Genomic DNA, 14,620 nt, shown 5'->3' with positions numbered 1-14,620 from the left:
ACTTGCCCGGGAACGGTGGGGAAACATGCTAGTCATGGGGCTTGCAAGGCACTTGCACGCATCAGCGGTCCCATGGCATCAGCTTTGTCCCATGCGCATCAGCCCCTCAGGGCGCCGGCCACGGCCTTCGCGGCCCGCGCGGCCAGGTCCTTGTCGTCCGCGCCGACCCCGCGGGCGTCCTGCTCGTAGACCAGGACCTCCCCGATGAGGTTGCTGTCGCGGAACAGCACCCGCGCGGTGCCCTGCCCGTTGCTCCCCGTCAGGTGCTTCTTGAACGTCGACTGCCCGAACGCCGCCTCGCCCACGCCCGGCACGTCGGCGACCTCGCCGGTGGTCAGCCGGAACGTGGTCCCCTTCGACGCGGTGCTGTTGGCCCGGTCGGCGTCGAACAGCGCGCGGGCCGCGCCAGGCCCGTCCAGGCCCCCGCGCGGCTGCTCGGCACGGGTGCGCACGGTCAGCTCGCGGGCCGGCCGCGAACCCCGCCAGACCCGCCAGCGGCACTCCCCCTCGCGGGTGCGCTCCGCCTTGGCCGAGGTCGCGAGCAGCTCGGCCGCCTTGGACGCCGGGAGCAGGGCGCACGGGTCGGGGGCCGCGGCGTACCTTCCGGCGTCCGGAGCGGTCAGTACGGCCACGCCGTACCAGACCCCGATCCCCAGCACGAGAACGGCGGCGAGCGCGGCGGGCAGCAGCCACCGCCGCCGGCGCGGCCCGGAGACCTGGACCCGAGGCGGCGGCCCGCCCGACAGCGCGGCGCGGACCTGCGCGGCCGTGGGCCGGGCGGCGGGCTCCTTGGCCAGCATCGCCATGAGCAGCCCGCCCAGATCCCGGCCCGCGCGCGTCGGGAAGGGCGGCTCGTGCAGCAGCACGGCGGCGGCCACCGCGGCGGGCATGGCCCGTTCGAACGGCGGGCGCCCCTCCACCACGGTGTACAGGCTCGCGCCGAGCGACCACAGGTCGGAGGCGGGCCCCGAGGCCTCGCCGTTGAGCCGCTCGGGGGCCATGTAGCCGGGCGAGCCCGCGCTGCCGTAGCGGTCGCCGCGCCCGCCGACGGGGGCGGCGATGCCGAAGTCGGTGAGCATCGCGGTGCCGTCGGCGTCGAGCAGGATGTTGGCCGGCTTCACGTCCTGGTGGACGATCCCGGCGGCGTGCGCCGTCTCCAGCGCCGACAGCACGCGCAGCCCGATCGCCGCCACCAGGCCGGGCGGCAGCGGGCCGTGCTCCTTGACGACCTTGTCGAGCGAGCGGCCGGTCGACAGGTCCATGATGATCCACGGCTGGTCGCCGTCGAGCACCACGTCGTGGATGAGCACGATGGCCGGGTCGCGCAGCCGTCCCGCGGCCCTGGCCTCGTGGATGGCGTGGTGGGCGAACTCGGCGCGCTCCTGCGGGCTCAGCCCGCCCGGCACCCTGACCTGCTTGACCGCGACGGAACGGTGGAGCGTCTCGTCGAGCGCCCGCCACACCGTGCCTGCGCCGCCCTCGCCGAGCCGCTCCAGGAGGCGGTAGCGGCCGGCGAGGAGATAGGAGCCGGAGCCGTCAGCTCGCACGGCGCAGCCCCTGTTCGACCAGTTGCGCGGCCTTCTGCGCGGTGTTCCTGATCTCGACGTCGGTGGGCTTGTTGTTGATCGTGGTGTACTCGACCTGCACGACCAGGTTCGCCGTCCTGAAGAGCACGAACGAGCTGTGGATCCGCCCCGTCTTGCCGGACAGCTCGAAGGCGAAGCCGCCCTCGCCGGGAGCGGTGACCTTCCTGATGGCGCCGCGGTTGGCCGGCAGGCTCTGCTTGACCCCGATCTCCGGCCAGGTCCACTGGAGCTTCTCCGACCGGTTCCAGTAGCGCTCCTGGTTGGTCAGGAGGCGGCCGGCCGTGACGGGGGTCATCCGCCAGGGGTCGGGCGTGTCGGAGTCCTTCTGCACCTGCAGGCCGACGCCGGCGCCCGGCGTCGTCCATCCGCACTTGGGCCCGACCTCGTCGGCCGACGGCTTGACCGCCGGCGCCTGGCGGGTGTCGAGCAGCGTGCCCACCTCCTCGGGGGTGAGCAGCTTGCACAGGTCGAGCGGCACGTTGTACGCGCTCGGCGGCGCGTTCTCCCCCGGCCGCAGCAGGAAGAAGCCGCCCACACCGGCCACCAGCAGCACGGCGGCCGCGGCGGCGATCCAGATCCAGACCCGGCTCCCGCCCTTGCGGCGGGTGGGCACGGTGGCGTCGTGGCCTCTGGGCAGCTCGGGGTTCTGGCCGGCGGCCAGTCGCCGCAGCGCGTGCAGGGCTGTGGCGGCGTCCGGGCGGGCGGCGGGGTCGCGGGCGAGCATGGCGGCCAGGAGGAGGCCGAGCGGGCCGCGGGCGGGTCTGGGCGGCCTGGTGAGCGTGTTCTTGATCCGCTCGGCCACCGGCCCGTCGTACACCGGGCTGCCCTCGGCGGCCAGGAAGAGCGTGGCGGCCAGGGACCACAGGTCGCTCGCTGGGCCGCCGGGGTGGCCCTCCAGGCGTTCCGGCGCGATGAAGCCGGGCGAGCCGATCATCAGCCCCTGCTCGGTCAGCGTGGCCTGGCCCTCCTGGCGGGCGATGCCGAAGTCGGTCAGCACCACCCGGCCCGAGTCGGTCAGGAACACGTTGCCCGGCTTCACGTCCCGGTGCTGCAGGCCGCGGGCGTGGGCGGCCGACAGCGCGTCGAGCGTCTCGGCGCCGATCCGGGCGACCTGGGCGGGCGGCAACGGTCCCTGGGCGGCCACCAGCGCGCCGAGGTCGCGGCCGCGCAGCAGTTCCATCACCAGCCAGGGCCGGTCGTGCTCGACGATGACGTCGTGCAGCGCGACGATCCCCGGGTGGCGTAGCTGGGCGGTGGCCTGGGCCTCGCGCACCGCCCTGGTCACGGCCTCGTGGCGCTCGCGCGGGGCCAGGTGTTCGGGCAGCGTGAGCTCCTTGACCGCGACCTCGCGATCAAGCATCTCGTCTCGTGCCAGCCAGACGCGGCCCATGCCGCCGCTGCCGAGCGGCCGGAGCAGGGCGTACCTGTTGGCGAGTCGTCCCCCGGACATAGGTAGGAGACTAACGAAAGATCGTGATTTATCGGTCAGGTACGCTCCCGAACCCCGATCCGATCGGCCGGACAGGGGATGCGGGCGGATAACTGTCGGTCCCCCCTTCTATGGTCTTGGTTCGTGGACGCGGTTCAAGGCACTCTCGACGAGCTAGGCACTCCCCTCAGCGAAGTCACGTTCGTCGTCTTCGACCTTGAGACGACCGGCGGATCCCCCGCCGAGCACGCGATCACCGAGATAGGCGCGGTGAAGGTCAAGGCGGGCGAGGTGCTGGGCGAGTTCTCCACGCTGGTCGACCCGGGTGGACCGATCCCGCCGTTCATCTCGGTGCTGACCGGCATCACCGACGCCATGGTCGTGGCCGCCCCGCGCATCGAGTCGGTGCTGCCGAGCTTCCTGGAGTTCGTCAGCGGCGCCGTCCTGGTCGCCCACAACGCCGGGTTCGACACCCGCTTCATCAAGGCCGCCTGCGCCGCGCTCGGCTATCCGCCCCCGCTCAACCCGGTGGTCGACACCGTCGACCTGGCCCGCCGCGTGCTCACCCGCGACGAGGTGCCCAACGCCAAGCTCGGCACGCTCGCCCGCTTCTTCCGCAGCCCCACCGAGCCCTGCCACCGCGCCCTGCAGGACGCGCGGGCCACCGTGGACGTCCTGCACGGCCTGATCGGCCGGGCCGGCTCCTTCCAGGTCCACACGCTGGAGGAGCTCAAGTCGTTCGTCCGCGCCCCCACACCCGAGCAGCAGCGCAAGCGCCACCTCGCCGAGTCGGTGCCGCACGCCCCCGGCGTCTACCTGTTCGAGGACGAACGCGGCGAGGTCCTCTACATCGGCAAGTCCAACAACCTGCGCAACCGCGTCCGCTCCTACTTCACCGCCAGCGAGACCCGCCCGAGGGTGCGCGAGATGATCGGCATCGCCGAACGCGTGCGCCACGTGGTCTGCGCCACCGCCCTGGAGGCCGAGGTACGCGAGCTGCGCCTCATCGGCGGCGCCAAACCCCGCTACAACCGCCGCTCCCGCTTCCCCGAGAAGGTCGTCTGGCTGAAGCTGACCCAGGAGCCCTTCCCCAGGCTCTCGATCGTGCGCGAGGTGCGTGACGACGACGCCGCGTACCTCGGCCCCTTCAGCAGCGCCAGAGCCGCCGACGACGCCAGGACGGCCCTGCACGAGGCCGTCCCGCTGCGCCAGTGCACCCAGCGCCTGACCGCCTCCACCCGCGTCGCCGCCTGCGTCCTGCACGAGATGGGCCGCTGCGGCGCCCCGTGCGCCGGCCACGAGAGCCCCGCCGACTACTCCCTGCACACCGAGGCGGCCAGACGCGCCATGCAACACGACGCCGGCGCCGTCTACACCGCCGTCAGCGCCCGCATGGAACGCCTGTCGGTCGAGCAGCGCTACGAGGAGGCCTCCGTCGACCGCGACCGCCTGGCCACGTTCATCCGCGCAGCGGCCCGCATGCAACGCCTGGCCGCGCTGACGGGCATCCCGCAGATGGTCGCCGCCAGCCCCGCCTTCGACGGCGGCTGGGACATCCACGTCATCCGCTACGGCCGCCTCGCCGCCGCCGGCGTCATGCCCCGCGGCACCCACCCCGTCCCCTACGTGGAGTCACTGGTCGCCACCGCCGAAACCGTCATCCCCGGCCCCGGCCCCACCCACGCCGCCACCGCCGAGGAGACGGAGTGCATCCTGCGCTGGCTGGAGTCCCCCGGCACCCGCCTCGTGGAGGTGGACGGCCAATGGAGCCTGCCCGCCCGCGGCGCCGCCCGCCACAAGGCCCGCATCGACCTGGCCTACCGCGGACTCGACCACAAGGCGCTGCGATAAGGTGGCAGCCATGGTCACGGCAATCGTTCACATCAACGCCGAAGTCGACCGCATCCCGGAGGTCGCGCAGACGATCGCCGAGATCGACGGGGTCAGCGAGGTCTACTCCATCACCGGCGAATACGACTTGCTGGCCATGGTCCGCGTGTCTGCCTACGAGCAGATCGCCGAGGTCATCCCGGGCCGCCTGAACAAGGTCGCCGGCGTGCTCCACACCGAAACCCACATCGCCTTCCGCACCTACTCCAAACACGACCTGGAGTCTGCGTTCTCCATCGGCCTGCCCGAGACCGACTAGCTTTTCTTCCCTGTCGCTCCTGACGGCCCTGATGGCATCCTCGCCGCACGGTCCTTAAGGCTCTTTCTCCATTACGGCCGGCCACGCCCCCACCACCCGCCGCCGTGGGCTCGCGCAGGTCGGGGGATCGCTTCTCACGTCGGACAACGCCCCGCCGCAACGGCCACGGGTAACACGCGCCCGCGAACCCACAACCTCCCTTGGTTGCCCGCGAACCCGCGACGTCTTGTGCCCGGATCTTCCGGATCTTCCGATCGGCGCAGCCTCCCTCACCACAACGCGGCAGGAAAGCACGAAGGGCCCGAACGTGTGATTCGGGCCCTTCGTGTTATGCGAGTGAACTAGTGCCTGGTGATGGACTTGTCGTCGCCGGAGCCGACGGCGGCATGTTCGTCGTCGTCGTGGCCGTGACCGTGGCCGTCGTCGAGAGGGATCTTCTCCCCGCCGTACGACTTGGACATGGCCGCGCGCAGCTTGCCCAGCGGCCCGCGCATCCCCTTGGGCGGGATGCCCGCGCTGTCCTCCTCGACCGGCAGCATCGGCACCGGCTCCTTGGCGCGCAGCGAGTCCTCGACCGTGTCGATCGGGGCCGTGTGCACCTCGATGAACTCACCGTGCGGCAGCCGCTTGATGACGCCCGACTCCACGCCGTGGCCGATGACCGCGGCGTCGGAGCGCTGGAGTCCGAGGCAGATCCGGTAGGTGATGATGTACGCCAGCACCGGCCCGACCAGCACCAGCACGCGGCCCACGTAGGTGGTCACGTTGAGGCTGATCTGGAAGTTGGCCGACAGCTCGTCGTTGGCGCCCAGCAGCCACAGCACGCCGTAGAACACGATGGCCGACATGCCGATCGAGGTCCGGTGCGGGTTGTTGCGGGGGCGGTCGGAGACGTGCAGGGCGCGGTGGTCGCCGGTCACCCAGCGTTCCAGGAACGGATACAGCGCCAGGCCCGTCATGATGATGCCCATCGGCAGCAACGCCGGAATGATCACGCTCAGTGGCAGCGTGCCCGCGTGGGCCGTGCCGAAGAGGTTGATCTCCCAGGCGGGCATGAGCCGCAGCGAGCCTTCCAGGAAGCCCATGTAGAAGTCGGGCTGCGATCCTGCCGAGATGTCCGCCGGGTTGTAGGGCCCGAAGATCCAGATCGGGTTGATCTGGGCGAACGTCCCGAGCCCCGCGACGAGCGCGAAGGTGAACAGGAACATCGCCCCGGCCTTGAGCATGAAGGCCGGGTAGAAGGGCGCGCCGACCACGTTGTGGTTGTTGGCGCCGCGGCCGGGCATCTGCGTGTGCTTCTGGACCCAGGTGAGGACCACGTGGGCGCCGATCAGCGCGAGCAGGATGCCGGGGATGAGCAGGATGTGCAGCGAGTAGAACCGGGAGATGACATCCATGCCCGGGTACTCACCGCCGAACAGGAAGAACGTGATGTACGTGCCGACCAGCGGCAGCGAGATCGCCACGCCCTCGGTGATGCGCAGGCCCGCGCCGGACAGCAGGTCGTCCGGGAGCGAGTAGCCGGTCAGGCCCTCGGCCAGCGCCAGCGTGAGCAGGATGACGCCGATGAGCCAGGTCAGCTCGCGCGGCTTGCGGTAGGCGCCCATGAAGAACACCCGCAGCATGTGCACCATCATGCTGGCCACGAACAGCAGCGCGGCCCAGTGGTGCATCTGCCGCATCAGCAGGCCGCCACGCACGTCGAAGCTGATCTCCAGCGACGACGCGTACGCCTGGGACATCCCGACACCCTTGAGCGGGGCGTAGGAGCCGTCGTAGATCACGTGCTCCATGCCCGGCTTGAACCACAGCGTCAGGAACGTACCGGTCAGCAGCAGGATGATGAACGAGTAGAGCGCGACCTCGCCCAGCAGGTACGTCCAGTGATCCGGGAAGATCTTGCGGAGGTTGCGCTTGAGGAAGTTGCCCGCCCCCAGCCGGTCGTCGAGGAAGCTCGACGGCCCGCTGATGGCCTTGGGCACTGACGTGAGCTCACTCATGCCGTGCTCCCTTCCCTGGCCGCCTGCTCGGCGTCACCGCGCTCCCAGTAGCTGGGCCCGACGGGGACATTGAAGTCATCCTTGGCAATCAGGAAGCCCTCGGCGTCGACACCGATGTTCAGCTGCGGCAGCGGCCGCGCGGCCGGACCGAAGATGACCTTGGCGCCGTCGGCCGCGTCGAACGTCGACTGGTGGCACGGGCACAGGATGTGGTGCGTGGTCTGCTCGTAGAGGGCCGCGGGGCAGCCGACGTGCGTGCAGATCTTGGAATAGGCCACGATCCCGTCGTGCGTCCAGTTCTTGTTCGTGCCCGGCTTGAGGTCCTCCGGCCTGAACTTGATCAGGATCAGCGTGGCCTTGGCCAGAGCGTTCATGTCGTGCTCGTAGCCCTCGGGCACGACCGACAGGATGCCGCCCGGCGAGTTGAAGTCCGCGGCGCGGATCGGCTGCCCGGTGCCCTCGACGATGAGCTTCATCGGCTTCTTGCGCGTCTCCGCCCAGACGGTGTGGCGCAGGAGCTTGTTGAAGTTGGCGCCGGTCATCTTGGAGTTGTCGAGGTCGCGCAGCAGTACCAGCGGCAGCAGGCCCAGCGGCGCGGAGGCCAGCAGCAGCGTGCGGCGAAGGAGCGGCCGCTTGACGAAGCCGCTCTCGTTGGCGCCCTGCAGGAACGTGTCGGCGACCTCTTCACGGGTCGTCTCGTCCGTGGCCAGGTCGTGGCGTTCCTGGATCAGGTTGTACTTCGGCATGATCGACCGCACCCACACGGTGATGCCGACGGCCAGTCCGAGCAGCGCCAGCGTCAGCGTGCCGCCGAGGGCCAGGTTGGACTGGCCCGTCGACTCCGGCGTGCCGACCTGGATCTGCACGTAGAGGATGATGAAGGCGATCGCCGACAGGAACGTGATCGTGAAGCAGAGCGCCACGATCTTCTCTGCCTTACGCGCCGACTTCTCGTCGGGGATCATCACGCCGGGTACGTCGGCGTCCTCGACGGTCTCCTTGGCCCCAAGCATCGAGGTGCCCGGTGCGGGGGTGCCGATGACACGCTTGGGTACGCGTTCGTCCGGCTGCTCGATCTCGTGCTCGTTGTCTGTCATGACTTCTTCCGCTTCTTCGCGGTGATCCAGATGGCGACGAGCGCCATGAAGCTGATACCCACGACCCACGCCACGAGACCCTCGGTGACCGGGCCGATGCGGCCCAGACCGAACCCTCCGGGGTCCCTCTGGGAGCGGACCTCGGTGATGTAGGCGATCATGTCGCGCTTCTCCTGCGGCGTGATCGTCGTGTCGTTGAAGACCGGCATCGCCTGCGGGCCGGTGACCATCGCCTCGTAGATCTGCTGAGGAGAGGACTCGTTGAGGCTGGGGGCGTACTTGCCCCGGGTCAGCGCGCCACCGGCGCCGCCCCAGTTGTGGCACTGGATGCAGTTGGCGCGGAAGAGCTCACCGCCCTTGGCCGCGTTGCCCATGGCCGGGTCGACCTGGTCCTTGGAGGGGATCGTCGGCCCGCCGCCCAGCGACTGCACGTATGCGGCCAGCTGGCGGGTCGTCTCCTCGTTCACCCACCGAGGGGTGGGCTTGCGCGGCGCCTGGGCGCCGGGGTTCGCTGCCGGCATGCGGCCGCTGCTCACCTGGAAGTCGACGGCCGCGGCGCCCACGCCCACGAGCGTGGGGCCCGTGGAGGTGCCCTCCGCGCTGAGGCCGTGGCAGCTGGAGCAGTGGGCCTGGAAGAGGCTCTTGCCCTGTGCGACGTCGTCGAGCTTTCCGGACGCGAGAGCCGCGTCCGCCGGCCGGCTTCCCTGGACGAGCGTGGCGTAAGCCACCCCGATCAGCGCCAAGGCCAGTACCAGGACGGCATATCTCGCGAGGGGATGCCGCCGCCAGGCGGTGGTCCTAGTCACAGAGATCCCGTTCCTTAACGAATGATGTAGATGGTCGCGAAAAGACCGATCCAGACGACGTCGACGAAGTGCCAGTAGTAGGACACGACGATCGCGCTGGTGGCCTGCTCATGCGTGAAGCGCTTCGCGGCGTACGTGCGTCCCAGCATGAACAGGAACGCGATCAGGCCACCGGTCACGTGCAGGCCGTGGAAGCCCGTCGTCAGGTAGAACACCGAGGTGTAGGCGTTCGCCGACAGGGTCGCGCCCTCGCTCGCCAGCTCCGCGTACTCATACAGCTGGCCGGCCACGAAGACCGCGCCCATGAGGAAGCTGACGAAGTACCAGAATCGGAGCTTGCCGACCTGGCCCTTTTCCGCGGCCCACACGCCCAGCTGGCACGTCACGGAAGACAGAACCAGGATGATCGTGTTGACCGTCGCGAACGGGATGTTCAGGTGAGCAGCCGCCTCCGTGCCCGCAGGCTGGAGGGACGGGCCCCATTCGAAGCCGTCACCGATGCTCACCGACCGGATGGTGAAGTACATCGCGAACAGCGCCGCGAAGAACATGAGCTCAGAGGACAGCCACACGATCGTCCCGACGCTGACCAGGTTCGGTCTGCGCGACGAATGTGCTGTCGTCGTCGAAGTTATTGCGGATGCTGTCGCCACGGGCAGCATTATTGCGGTTCCTGTGGTCGGTCCGGCGCACGACCCCCCGTTAGCAGGAACAAACACGCCACCAACCTGGGATAATTGGGGCAAATCACCCGCCGGGCCCGGCGGCCTGGGATTCCGTCCCACGCCCCCGGTACGATCCAGTTGACCCTACCTCTACGACCGATAGCGAGCGCAGCAGTGAGCACCACTGGGAGCACCGACGAGACCATGAAGGTCCTCGTCTACAGCGACGACGCCGGCACCCGGGACAAGGTGCGGCAGGCGATCGGGCGCCGCCCTGCGGCCGACGTGCCGTTCGTGGAGATCGTCGAGTGCGCCACCGAGCCCAAGGTGCACCAGTGGCTCGGCTCCGGCGAGATCGACGTGGCCGTGCTCGACGGCGAGACCCAGCCCGCGGGCGGCATGGGCGTCTCCCGCCAGGCCAAGGACGAGGTCTACGACTGCCCGCCCATCTGCCTCATCATCGCCCGCCGCGACGACCGCTGGCTGGCCGACTGGTCCAAGGCCGACGCCGTGGTCCCCCAGCCGATCGAGCCGATCGTGCTGGCCGACGCCGTCGCCGGTCTCATGCGCCGCCGTTCCTCCTCCCGACTCAACGCGAAGTAGGTACCCGACGATGGACTCCCGCACGACCTGGCCGGCCCTGCTGTCAGCCCTCCTCGCCGGAGAGCACCTCACCGCGGACGAGACGGCCTGGGCCATGCGGGAGATCATGTCGGGGTCCGCGACCCCCGCCCAGATCGCCGGGTTCGCGATCGCGCTGCGGGCCAAGGGCGAGACCGTGGCCGAGGTCGTGGGCCTGTCGCGCACCATGCTCGACCTGGCCACCCCGCTCCACGTGGACGGTCCCGTGGTGGACGTCGTGGGCACCGGCGGCGACCGCGCCCACACCGTGAACGTCTCCACGATGGCGGCGATCGTGGCCGCCGCCGCGGGCGCCCGCGTCGTCAAGCACGGCAACCGGGCCGCATCCTCCTCGTGCGGCGCCGCCGACGTGCTGGAGCACCTGGGCATCCGCCTGGACCTGACGCCCGAGCAGACGGCCGGCGTGGCGCGCGAGGCCGGCATCGCCTTCTGCTTCGCGCCCGTCTACCACCCGGCGCTGCGCTTCGCCGGTCCGCCGCGCAAGGAGCTGGGCGTCCCCACCGTCTTCAACTTCCTGGGCCCGCTCACCAACCCCGCCCGCCCCACCGCGCAGGCCATCGGCGTCTACGACTCCGACATGCTGCCGGTGCTGGCCGGGGTGTTCGCCGAGCGCGGAGTCTCGGCGCTGGTCTTCCGCGGCGACGACGGCCTCGACGAGCTCACCATCGCGACCACGTCCACGGTGTGGGTGGTCAGGGACGGCACCGCCACGCAGACCACGTTCGACCCGGCGGTGCTGGGCATCCCGCGTGCCGAGGTGGGCGCGCTGCGCGGCGGCGACGTCGACTTCAACGCCCAGGCGGTGCACAACCTGCTGCGCGGCGACAAGGGCCCGATCCGCGACGCGGTCCTGCTCAACACGGCCGCGGCGCTGGTCGCGCTCGACGGTGCGGGCGACGACCTCGACTCGGCCATGATCGACGGCTATGCGCGCGCCGTCCAAGCCATCGACTCCGGCCGCGCCGCCGCCACCTTGGACCGCTGGATCGAGACCAGTCGTTCTCATCGGCCGTTGTGACAATCAAGGGCTCTTCTATCTGTTACGGCTTCGCCGTGGTTGCCCGGACTCGCCGTCGTGAGCTGAGGTCTGTCGAGCGCCGGTCGTGAGGGCTCACAGGGTCGCTCGCCGCTACGACTCCGCCCTTGACCGGCCACCGTGCCCCACCCCGGCCACCGCCCAACGGCGCCGACCTCCACCGACCACCACCCCACCGCGCGGCGCCGCAGAAACCGTGCGGGTCTCCGTCTCACTGGCATCCACGCCTCGGCGTGCAAACCCGTGTGGGGTGCCCGTCTCACGGACACCCCTCCCACAGGTCTTCCGAATCAGGGGTCTCAAGGGTGATCTGGGTTGGTTCGAGGGGTTAGTGGGCTGCCTGGGTGAGTTCCTCTGTTGAGGCCGGCTGGGTGGGTGGGATGTGGCGGAGGAGACGGGCTATCAGGATGGCCATGGCGGCCAGGGCCACCGCGGCGACCAATGCCACCACGTTCAGGCTGGTCGTGAAGGCCTCTCTGGCGGTCGTCACGAGGGCTGCGGCCGTTTCTCCGCCCACTCCTTCGGCGGCGGCCAGTGCGGTCGCCAGCGTGTCTCTGGAGGCCGTCTCCACGGCTGGGGCCAGGGAGTCGGGCAGGGTGAGGGAGCCTCGGTAGAGGGCGGCTCCCAGGCTGCCCAGGATGGCGATGCCCAGGGAGAAGCCGAGTTCGCCGCTGGTCTCGTTCAGGGCCGCGGCCGAGCCTGCCTTCTCCGGCGGGACCGAGCCCACTACCAGGTCGGTGCTCAGGGTCACCAGGGGGCCCGCGCCCAGGTTGATCAGGATCCAGCCGGTCGCCAACGTCAGCGGGCCGGAGACCGCGTCCACCTGGGTGATGACCAGGAGGCCGGTGACCGAGACGGCGAGGCCGTACCCGATGAGGTAGGCGGGGCGGACGCGGCGGGCGAGCAGCGGCGAGAGCAGGAAGCTGACGCCGTTGGCGGCTACGGCGGGCAGCATCCACAGGCCGGCGGCCAGCGGCGACAGGCCCTCGACGAGTTGCAGGTGCTGGGTGAGGAACAGCATGAGCGCGCCCATCAGCAGGGTGGCGGCCATCATGCCGGCCAGGGCGGTGCTGAAGGCACGGCGGGTGAACAGCTTCAGGTCCAGCAGCGGGTGGGCGAGCCTGCCCTGTCTGCGGGCGAACAGGATGCCCATGGCCAGGCCCACGGCGAGGGAGGCGAGGGCGGCAGGCTGAAAGCCGTGCTTGGCGATCTCCTTGAGGCCGTAGATCACCGGAAGGATGGCGGCCAGCGAGAGTGCGACGCTGACGAGGTCGATCCGGCCGGCCGATGGGGCGCGGTACTCGGGCAGGAGCACCGGGCCGAGGATGAGCAGCAGCACCATCGCGGGCACGCCCAGCAGGAACGCCGCACCCCACCAGAAGTGCTCAAGGAGCGCGCCGCCGGCGATCGGGCCCAGCGCTGCGCCGCCCATGAAGCAGGCCAGCCATACCCCGATGGCCAGCCCTCGCTGGCGGGCGTCGGTGAACATGTTGCTGATCAGCGCGAGCGTGGACGGCGCCAGCGTCGCCCCGGCCAGTCCCAGCAGCGCCCGCGCGGCGATCAGCATGCCGGGGCTGGTGGAGTAGGCGGCCGCGACCGAGGCCAGGCCGAAGGCCGCGGCGCCGATCAGCAGCAGCCTGCGGCGGCCGATCCGGTCCCCGAGCGTGCCCATCGTCACCAGGAACCCGGCCAGCACGAACCCGTAGATGTCGGTGATCCACAACTGCTGGGTGCTGCTCGCGCCCAGGTCGGCCGCCAGGTGCGGCAGGGCCAGCAGCATCACGAACACGTCGATGGAGACCAGCAGTGAGGTCAGGGCCAGCACCGCCAGCCCGATCCATTCGCGGCGTCCCGCTTTCGTCGCCGTCATGGCGCGTCCTTCCGTCGTCTCCCCCGCTTTCGCGGAAGAGGTCTCTCCTGCTTTCACGGGAGAGTCGGAACGGCACGCGCGTTCTCTACATGACCGGCGGCGCTACATCGCGTCGGTGCGGCCCGCCTTGATCGAGCTCCACTGCAGCCACTGCTTCCAGTCCTCCTGCCAGTGGCCCCAGCCGTTGGTGGGCTCCAGCTTGCGCGGCGTGCCCGTGATGATGATCGGGTCGCCGATCAGGGTGTTCCTGATGAACCAGGAGGCGTTGGTCGGGCTGATGTTCACGCAGCCGTGGCTGACGTTGGAGTAGCCCTGGGAGCCGACGGACCACGGGGCGCTGTGGACGTACTCGCCGCTGTTGGAGATGCGGACCGTGTTGTAGACGACCATGCGGTAGTAGCCGGCCGAGCCGGGGCCGATGCCGGGCGAGATCATGACGGTGACCGGTTCGCGGGACATCGCCAGGTGGACGCCGGAGGTCGTGTGGTACTTCCAGACTCCGCCCTGGCCGGCGCTCATCGGGATGTCGCGGATCTTCTTGCCGTCGCGGCGCACGGTCAGGTAGTGGGTGTCGGTGCTGCCCTTGGTGATCTGCTCGCGGCCGATCTTGAAGTCGAGGACGTGGTCGCGCTTGCCGTACATGCCGGGGGCGCCGCGCACGCCGGCCAGGCGCGCTTCGAGGCGGACCTTGGTGTGCGCCGGCCAGTACGTCTTGGGGCGGAAGTCCACGTGCCGGTCGTCGAACCAGTGCCAGGCGCCCTCGACGGGCTTGCTCGCCCTGACGTAGAGGTTGCGTTCGACGTTGACCCGGTCGGTGATGGCCCGGTCGAAGGCGATCATGATGGGCATGCCGACGCCGACGGTCAGGCCGGTGTTGTCCTTGTGCGGGGTCAGCTGCTCGATCTCGAAGCTCTTGGTGGCCTTGACCGTGGTGAACGTGCTGGTGGTCTGCTTGCCGTCGCCGGTCGTGACGGCGATCGTGTAGGTGGTGCCCGGCTTGGTGGTGCGGGTGCTGCGCCAGCGGGTGCCGTCGGCGCTGAGCACGCCGGGCAGCGTGATGCCGGGGCCGGTGGCGCGGACGCTCTTCAGCGTGCCCCCGCCCGGCGCGGCGACGATCACGGTCTCGTCGGTGCCGATGTTCACCGCCTGGTTGGCCGGGACGACCGACACGGTGGTGGTTCCCGCCGCGGCCGCCACCGGGCTCGGGCCCTCGTCCGCTCCGGCCGCGTTGCTCGCTGAGCACGCGGTCGCCAGTGCCAGGGCCAGCAGCCCGGCCGATCCAGTCGTTACGCGCCCCACGACAACTCCCCCGTATGTGATCACTCCGCTCACGTCCCGTT

General features: G+C 70.3%; 12 protein-coding genes. 4 read left to right on the top strand and 8 right to left on the bottom strand.

Translation table 11 applies throughout. The features are described 5' to 3' along the window. Nucleotides 1–98: 98 nt before the first annotated feature. Together HNR40_RS39760 and HNR40_RS39755 are read right to left on the bottom strand one after the other, a co-directional pair. Complete coding sequence (locus HNR40_RS39760; RefSeq protein ID WP_184970870.1) at nucleotides 99–1,547, bottom strand: serine/threonine-protein kinase; 1,449 nt, start codon at nucleotides 1,545–1,547, stop codon at nucleotides 99–101. Continuing rightward, nucleotides 1,537–3,036: a serine/threonine-protein kinase gene (locus tag HNR40_RS39755; RefSeq protein WP_184970868.1), complete on the bottom strand. Its 1,500-nt coding sequence runs from the start codon at nucleotides 3,034–3,036 to the stop codon at nucleotides 1,537–1,539. The genes HNR40_RS39760 and HNR40_RS39755 overlap by 11 nt, the downstream gene beginning before the upstream one ends. Before the next feature lie 123 nt (nucleotides 3,037–3,159). Between HNR40_RS39755 and HNR40_RS39750 the strand changes: the two genes are divergently transcribed. Both HNR40_RS39750 and HNR40_RS39745 read left to right on the top strand, forming a co-directional pair. Then, nucleotides 3,160–4,866, top strand: coding sequence for a DEDD exonuclease domain-containing protein (locus HNR40_RS39750; protein ID WP_184970866.1), 1,707 nt, complete (start codon nucleotides 3,160–3,162; stop codon nucleotides 4,864–4,866). 10 nt (nucleotides 4,867–4,876) lie between these two features. Then, nucleotides 4,877–5,164 carry an Lrp/AsnC family transcriptional regulator gene (locus tag HNR40_RS39745; protein ID WP_184970864.1) on the top strand — a complete coding sequence of 96 codons (288 nt, stop codon included), beginning with the start codon at nucleotides 4,877–4,879 and terminating at the stop codon, nucleotides 5,162–5,164. 341 nt (nucleotides 5,165–5,505) lie between these two features. Here HNR40_RS39745 and qcrB read toward each other — a convergent pair whose 3' ends face one another. The 4 genes from qcrB to ctaE are packed head-to-tail and all read right to left on the bottom strand — an operon-like array spanning nucleotide 5,506 to nucleotide 9,729. After that, entirely contained in the window at nucleotides 5,506–7,164 is a 1,659-nt protein-coding gene (gene qcrB, locus HNR40_RS39740) for a cytochrome bc1 complex cytochrome b subunit (RefSeq protein WP_184970862.1), read from the bottom strand. Then, nucleotides 7,161–8,261, bottom strand: coding sequence for a cytochrome bc1 complex Rieske iron-sulfur subunit (gene qcrA, locus HNR40_RS39735; protein WP_184970860.1), 1,101 nt, complete (start codon nucleotides 8,259–8,261; stop codon nucleotides 7,161–7,163). The genes qcrB and qcrA overlap by 4 nt, the downstream gene beginning before the upstream one ends. Continuing rightward, on the bottom strand, nucleotides 8,258–9,067 hold the full coding sequence (gene qcrC / locus HNR40_RS39730) for a cytochrome bc1 complex diheme cytochrome c subunit (RefSeq protein ID WP_184970858.1): 810 nt from the start codon (nucleotides 9,065–9,067) through the stop codon (nucleotides 8,258–8,260). The genes qcrA and qcrC overlap by 4 nt, the downstream gene beginning before the upstream one ends. A 14-nt stretch (nucleotides 9,068–9,081) precedes the next feature. Then, entirely contained in the window at nucleotides 9,082–9,729 is a 648-nt protein-coding gene (gene ctaE, locus HNR40_RS39725; protein WP_184970856.1) for an aa3-type cytochrome oxidase subunit III, read from the bottom strand. 207 nt (nucleotides 9,730–9,936) lie between these two features. Here ctaE and HNR40_RS39720 point away from each other — a divergent pair, with 207 nt between their 5' ends. Next, the gene (locus HNR40_RS39720; protein ID WP_184970982.1) at nucleotides 9,937–10,335 is read left to right on the top strand and encodes a hypothetical protein; all 399 of its coding nucleotides are present in this window, start codon (nucleotides 9,937–9,939) and stop codon (nucleotides 10,333–10,335) included. Nucleotides 10,336–10,345: 10 nt separating this feature from the next. Beyond that, nucleotides 10,346–11,392, top strand: a complete 1,047-nt coding sequence (gene trpD / locus HNR40_RS39715; RefSeq protein WP_184970854.1) for an anthranilate phosphoribosyltransferase — start codon at nucleotides 10,346–10,348, stop codon at nucleotides 11,390–11,392. A 346-nt stretch (nucleotides 11,393–11,738) separates the two neighbouring features. On the opposite strand, the gene HNR40_RS39710 is transcribed toward trpD, so the two are convergent. Together HNR40_RS39710 and HNR40_RS39705 are read right to left on the bottom strand one after the other, a co-directional pair. After that, nucleotides 11,739–13,280 (bottom strand): MFS transporter, encoded by a 1,542-nt coding sequence (locus HNR40_RS39710; RefSeq protein ID WP_184970851.1) that lies wholly within the window; start codon nucleotides 13,278–13,280, stop codon nucleotides 11,739–11,741. A 102-nt stretch (nucleotides 13,281–13,382) separates the two neighbouring features. Continuing rightward, nucleotides 13,383–14,579 carry a L,D-transpeptidase gene (locus tag HNR40_RS39705; RefSeq protein WP_184970849.1) on the bottom strand — a complete coding sequence of 399 codons (1,197 nt, stop codon included), beginning with the start codon at nucleotides 14,577–14,579 and terminating at the stop codon, nucleotides 13,383–13,385. Nucleotides 14,580–14,620: the final 41 nt, after the last annotated feature.

Origin of the sequence: Nonomuraea endophytica (assembly GCF_014203235.1) — a bacterium.
GTDB classification, from domain to species: Bacteria; Actinomycetota; Actinomycetes; order Streptosporangiales; family Streptosporangiaceae; genus Nonomuraea; species Nonomuraea endophytica.
This window is presented reverse-complemented; position numbering and strand designations above follow the sequence as displayed.